At 61.2% G+C, this 4,647-nt stretch carries 4 protein-coding genes; 1 reads left to right on the top strand and 3 read right to left on the bottom strand.

Features of this window, described 5'->3' with window-relative positions; translation table 11 throughout:
- The 3 genes from WBB85_RS03275 to WBB85_RS03265 all read right to left on the bottom strand — a co-directional run.
- On the bottom strand, positions 1–861 hold an 861-nt coding region (locus WBB85_RS03275; RefSeq protein WP_432637189.1), incomplete at its 3' end, for a TRAP transporter large permease subunit.
- A 14-nt stretch (positions 862–875) separates the two neighbouring features.
- Positions 876–1,802, bottom strand: a complete 927-nt coding sequence (locus WBB85_RS03270; RefSeq protein ID WP_432637188.1) for a TRAP transporter small permease subunit — start codon at positions 1,800–1,802, stop codon at positions 876–878.
- 98 nt (positions 1,803–1,900) lie between these two features.
- Positions 1,901–2,986 carry a TRAP transporter substrate-binding protein gene (locus WBB85_RS03265; RefSeq protein ID WP_432637187.1) on the bottom strand — a complete coding sequence of 362 codons (1,086 nt, stop codon included), beginning with the start codon at positions 2,984–2,986 and terminating at the stop codon, positions 1,901–1,903.
- Positions 2,987–3,218: 232 nt separating this feature from the next.
- Here WBB85_RS03265 and WBB85_RS03260 point away from each other — a divergent pair, with 232 nt between their 5' ends.
- Positions 3,219–4,646, top strand: a complete 1,428-nt coding sequence (locus WBB85_RS03260) for a cache domain-containing protein (RefSeq protein WP_432637186.1) — start codon at positions 3,219–3,221, stop codon at positions 4,644–4,646.
- Position 4,647 lies beyond the last annotated feature (1 nt).

Below are 4,647 nucleotides of genomic sequence, written 5' to 3'. Positions count from 1 at the left end.
GGCGTAAAGCCCGTACATACCGGCCAGCATGATCCCCGGCAGCAATGCCGCCTGAAAGAGCGTGCCCACGGACAGCACCGCCGCCTCGCCCAGATAGGTCAGCGCGTCGGAACATCCGGCGGCAGAGGCGCGGATTTCCTGCCCCGCCGCATAGAGGTCGCCCGCCAGCGTGCCCAGAAGCACGATGACGATGGAGGGCGGGATGATCTGGCCCAAAGTGCCCGAGGCCGCGATGACACCTGTTGCCAGTTCGGGCGAGTATTTGTTGCGCAGCATCGTCGGCAGCGACAACAGTCCCATCGTCACCACGGTCGCGCCGACGATCCCGGTGGAGGCAGCAAGGAATGCCCCCACGACGACGACCGACACGGCCAGACCGCCCGGCAGTGGCCCGAAGACCCGCGCCATGGTGGTCAGCAACTCATTGGCGATCTTTGAGCGTTCGAGCGTGATCCCCATCATCACGAACATGAGAACCGCGAGCAGCGTCTCGATCGATTGTCCGGCAAAGACCCGTTCGTTCATCCGGTTCACGATGAAGGCGATGTTACGGTCCATCGCCACTTCCCAGCCTTGCGGGAACAGTGGTTCAACCGATCTTGGCAGGTCCGGATGGGTGAATTTCGATATCCCGATCTCGGGCACACCCTGCGCCAGCAGCGCCTTGTAGCCGTCCGACCCCCGGTCAAGGAATTCATGGACCAGAAGGCCCGAGGAATCGAGGGCCGCGATGATCCCGAAGGCAATCAGCCCCGCGCCCCCGAGTGCGAATGCCACCGGAAAGCCCGACAGAATGCCGCCGAAGAGGCAAAGGAAGACGATGATCAGGCCGACCTCGACGCCATCAAGTCCGAGAAACATGGTGCATTGTCCCCTTAATGCGTGCCTTCATAGGCTTCTTCGCCCTGACCGAGCGTATCTTTGTCGAGGTATTTGCCGTCGCTTTCCGGTCCTTCGATCAGTTCCAGGAGCGATCGGCAGAAGAAGGCGTAGGCATGGATAAAGGTGAGGGCCACGAAGCTAAGGATCAGCACCTTGAACAGGAAGTACATGTCGAACCCGTTCGGGCTGAAGCCGATGGTTTCAATGTTCCAGCGCACCGCGCGCGCCTTCAGCAGAAGCTTGTCGAGATTGTCCGAGGCCGAGGTGTTCGGCACGACCATAACGCGCCAGAAGAAGAACCAGGCGAAAAGCCAGGTCACGACCGCGACCGGCATCATGAAGACCAGCGATCCCATCATGTCGATGAACTTCTTCCAGCGATAGCTGACCGCCGAATAGACCAGATCGACCCGCACATGACCGCCCTGAACGAAGGTGTAGGTGACGCAAAGCGCGACGATCATCGCGTTGTACAGCTTCAGCTCTTCCGACCACCAGCTGAGGTCGCGTGTAAAGCCGATACCGAAAAAGCCGAACTCGATCTGTGCCACGCGGAAGATGCGTTGCAGAAAGACGATAGCAATCTGCTGGATCACCATGGCAAGGCCGACCCAGGCAAAGATGCGGCCGGTCCAGTTGGCAAAAAACTCCAGCCCCCGCACATAGGCCCACATGATCGGGCGCCGGATCAGGCCGATGATTGTCAGGATCAGGAGGATCGTGAAGATCACGAAGAACAGCTCTTTCGACGCGCCGTAATAGATGAAGCGCATCAGCGATTCCTTCACCTCGGGCGTCGGCAAGGGCTGATTGACATAGGGCGTCCAGGCCAACCACTCCCCCGGATGGGTGACGGCGTAGAAAAAGTTCACGACGGCCTGAAAGATGCTGGCAAAGAACCCGGTGATGGCGCTGACCATCCGATCCCCCCTGGTTCCGACGGCGCCTTGGTATCCTGCGCGTTGTCGGGTGAAAGCCCCCGGCCGATGCGGCCGGGGGCGCGTTTTTCAACGGCAGGTCAGCCGAGTACGCGGTCGCGCTGGGCGGTATATGCGCCGTCGGATTTCTTGATCCATGCCGACGAAGATTTCAGCGACGCGGTGTAGCTGTCGTAGATCTTCTTGTAGATCTCGTCGCCCATATTCTCGTCATGGACTTCCTGCGCCGCCTTGCCAAAGGCATCCCAGACCGTGTCCGGGAATTCCAGCGTCTTGACGCCTGCCGCCTGCAACCGGGTCAGTGCGGCCGAGTTGTTCGACAGGAACTGCGCAAGGTTCCACTGATGCGCCTCGCCGCTCGCGATCTCATAGATCTTCTGCTGGGCGGGGGTCAGGCTCTCGAAGACTTCGCGGTTCATCGCCAGCGACAGGCCCGCGCCCGGCTCATGGAACCCGGCGGTGTAGTAGATCTTGGTGATCTCCTGGAAACCGGCCTTTTCATCAGCCCAGGGACCGATCCATTCGGTGCCGTCGATCGCACCCGATGACAGCGCCTGATAGACCTCACCGCCGGGCAGGTTCTGCACCGATGCGCCAAGCTTGCCAAGCGCCTTGCCGCCAAGGCCCGGCATGCGGAACTTGAGGCCGTTGAAATCTTCCGGTCCCTTGATCTCATTACGGAACCAGCCGCCCGCCTGCGCGCCGGTGTTCCCGGCCAGGAAGGATTTGAGCCCGAAGATCTGGCCAAGCTCATCGTGGAACTCATGCCCGCCACCGTGATAGTACCAGTTCACCAGTTCCTGCGCGGTCATCCCCATCGGCACCGAGGTGAAGAAGGCGTAACCGGGATGCTGGCCGACAAAGTAGTAATCGGCACCGTGATACATGTCAGCCTGACCCGAAGTCACGGCATCGAACACTTCGAACGCGCCCACAAGCTCGCCCGCTGCCTTGAGGTCAACCGTCAGCTGGCCATCGGTCATCGCGGTGATCGTATCGGCGCAGCGCTGGGCCGCGTCATGCACACCGGCAAGGCCCCGGCCCCAGGTGGTGACGAGCGTCAGCGTCCGGTTGCCTTGCGCATACATCGGTGCCGCGAGCGCTGTTGCCGCAGCGGCGGTGGTGCCACCAAGGGCTGCTTTCGTCAGAAATGAACGACGATCCATACGGATATATCCTCCCAAGAAATCGTCCGCCCGCGTTTCGGGCGGATCATTGCAACTGGGATGAGCCTAGCGGCGGACATCCGCCGTGGGAATACCGAGTACTGCGTAGGGAGAGGCGGTTTTTCGCTTAATGGACCAATCCGGACCAACAAAGGCGCATGAATTGACCTGCAGCAGGCGGATCGTCATTCTCAGCCAAGAATCATGACGGCGGCAATCGGGAAAACGGCGGATGCGGGCGCGGCTGGCGGCATTGCGACAGGCAATCCGCCTCAATTACGGACAGAAGATCTATCTGATTGCGACCCTGCCGCTGATCCTCGCGGCGGCGGCCATTGCCGTTCTTGTCGTGCATCAGTCCCGCGAGCTGGCACGGCGGGAAATTGCCGGACTTGAGGCTCAGCTGATCGCTGTGAAGAAAGAGGAACTCAGAAACTATATCAGCCTTGCCCGCACCGCCTTCGGCGGCATCTACGGCAATGCCCTGCCCGATGACGAGGCCGCAAAAACCGAGGTCGCCCAAATACTTGCGGCAATGCTTTACGGTCAGGATGGTTACTTCTTCGTCTATGATTATGACGGTGACAACATCGTCGCGCCGCGCCAGACTTGGCTGATCAATCGCAACTGGGCGGGGCTTGGCGATCCTGAAGGCACACCGGTGGTCGATGAGCTGATCCGGATCGCGCGGCAAGGCGGCGGCTATCATTCCTATATCTGGCCGAAACCCTCAACGGGTGAAGAGGCACAGATGATTTCCTATGTCGTCGGCCTTCAGGACTGGCGCTGGGCCGTGGGGACGGGTGTGTTCGTTGACGACATCCTTGGTTCAGTCGCCGCCGCACGGGCCGAGACCGAAGAACGCATCGGCCGCACCTTCCGCTGGATCGCCGCAATTGCGGTCGGTGCCGTGCTTTTGGTCTTTGCCAGCGGCATGGGGATCACGATCCGTGAAAGGCGCCTTGCCGATGCCAAGCTGAAAAAGCTGACCCAGAGGATCATCGACACGCAGGAAGAGGAACGCGGCCGCGTCGCCCGCGAATTGCACGATTCCATCAGCCAGATACTTGTCGGGGTGCGCTATGCGCTGGAACTGGCGCGGCGGCGGCTGTCCCTTGGCGATGCACGCGCAGGCGAAAGCCTGACGGCTGGCATCGACCATCTGAACGGTGCCATCGGCGAGGTGCGCCGCATCAGCCGCGACCTGCGCCCCGGTGTGCTCGACGATCTCGGCCTCGGTCCCGCGCTTCAGACCCTGACCGAAGAGTTCAGCAAACGCACCGGCATCGCGACCGAGTTCGAAACCGTGGTGTTCCGCAACCGGCTGGATCAGGAAGCCAAGATTGCACTTTACCGCATCGCGCAGGAAGCAATGACCAATGTCGAGAAACATTCCGGTGCAGGCCGGGTCCGGCTTTTACTGCGCGGTCACAAACTGGGTGCAGTGATGCGGATCGAGGATGACGGCCGCGGTCTTGCGGCCACACGCAGCGGCGATGCCGGGCTCGGTCTGCGAAACATGACCGAACGGATGGAACAGCTGGGCGGCTCGCTTCGGGTTCTGTCCTCCCGCTCCGGCACGGTGATCGAGGCGCAGGTGCCTCTTTCCCATATGTTGCCCCCCGCAGGGCAGACCTCCAGATCGAAGGACAGCGCATGAG

The sequence above is a fragment of the Albidovulum sp. genome (assembly GCF_049646345.1).
Lineage (GTDB): Bacteria > Pseudomonadota > Alphaproteobacteria > Rhodobacterales > Rhodobacteraceae > Albidovulum.
The sequence above is the reverse complement of the archived record's forward strand: the minus strand, read 5'-3'. Positions and strand labels throughout refer to the sequence as shown.